This window comes from Streptomyces sp. NPDC087270, from assembly GCF_044744625.1.
GTDB lineage: Bacteria > Actinomycetota > Actinomycetes > Streptomycetales > Streptomycetaceae > Actinacidiphila.
The window spans coordinates 1-1581 of record NZ_JBIUYR010000047.1 but is presented as its reverse complement, the minus strand read 5'-3'; the positions used below and the strand labels follow the sequence as shown (position 1 = coordinate 1581).

Sequence of the window (1581 nt, the reverse complement as noted above, 5' to 3'; positions counted from 1 at the left end):
AGGTAGAGGGGGTGTTCGGCCGGCCGGTGCTGTCCGTAGGTGGCGAGCAGCGCGGTCACCTCGATGGGGTCGCCGAGCGGGGTGCCGGTGCCGTGGGCTTCGACGGCGTCGATGTCGGTGGGGGTGAGGCCGGCGTTGTCGAGTGCGGTGCGGATGAGGCGGGCTTGGGAGCGGCCGTTGGGTGCGGTGAGGCCGTTGGAGGCGCCGTCCTGGTTGACGGCGCTGCCGCGGATGAGGGCGAGGACGGGGTGGTGGTTGCGGCGGGCGTCGGAGAGCCGTTCCACCAGCACCGCGCCCACACCCTCCGACCAGCCGGTGCCGTCCGCCGACTCGTCGAACGCCTTGCACCGCCCGTCCGCCGACAAGCCGCCCTGCCGGGAGAACTCCAGGAACATGCCCGGCGTCGACATGACGGTGGCGCCGCCCGCCACGGCCAGGTCGCACTCGCCGGCGCGCAGCGACTGCGCGGCCAGGTGCAGGGCGACCAGCGACGACGAGCACGCGGTGTCGACGGTCAGCGCCGGACCCTCCAGGCCGAACACGTACGACAGGCGGCCGGACGCCACGCTCGCCGCGTGCCCGGTGAGCAACAGGCCCTCGCTGCCCTGTGCCGAACCGGGAGTGGTGTAGGTGGCGTAGTCCTGCTCGTTCGTCCCCACGAACACGCCGGTACGGCTGCCGCGCAGCGAACCGGGATCGATGCCCGCGCTCTCGAACATCTCCCACGCGGTCTCCAGGAGGAGCCGCTGATGCGGGTCCATCGCCAGCGCCTCGCGCGGCGCGATCCCGAAGAGGGCGGCGTCGAACCCGGCGATGTCGTCGAGGAATCCGCCCTGGCGGACGTAAGAGGTACCGGGGCTGGCCGGATCGGGGTCGTACAGCTCCTCGGTGTTCCAGCCCCGGTCGGCGGGGAAGTCACCGATGGCGTCCCGCTCCTCGACCAGCAGTCGCCACAGGTCCGCCGGCCCCCGTACGCCTCCGGGGAAGCGGCACGCCATCCCGACGATCACGATCGGCTCGTCGTCCTCCGCCGCCCTGCCGCCGTGGGCGACAGCGGGCAGCTCCGAGCCGGGCCGCTCTTCCAGGAACGCGGCGAGTTCGGCCGGACTCGGGTGGTCGTAGGTCGAGTTGACCGGCACCCGGCGGCCCAGCGCCTCCGACAACCGCTTGCACAGCTCGGTGCCGGCGAACGAGTCGAAGCCGAGATCCTTGAAGGTGACCTCTGGCGGCACGTCAGCCCCGGACGCGTGCCCGAGCACCCGCGCGCACTCGTTGAGTACGACGTCCAGCACCCGTCCGGCCGTCGGGGGGCCCGACGGCTTCTCGGGTGCCTCCGCCGCTCCCGTTTCGGCTTCCGCTTCCGCTTCCGTTCCCGCTCCCGCTTCCGCTTCCTCGGCGGTCGGGGGAGCCTCGGTGGTCGCGACCGCCGTGACCGGCTTCGGCCAGTAGCGTTGGTGTTGGAAGGGGTAGGTGGGGAGGGTGGGTTGGGTGGTGGGGGTGGGGAGTTGGGTGGTCCAGGTGGGGGTGGTTCCGGTGGTGTGGGCGTGGGCGAGTGCGGTGGTGAGGTCGGTGGGGGTGGCG

1 protein-coding gene is annotated in these 1581 nt (G+C 72.6%); it reads right to left on the bottom strand.

Translation table 11 applies throughout. The features are described from left to right. Positions 1 to 1581 (bottom strand): beta-ketoacyl synthase N-terminal-like domain-containing protein (locus ACIPAE_RS39760; protein ID WP_402452337.1); only part of this gene is annotated, 1581 nt, incomplete at both ends.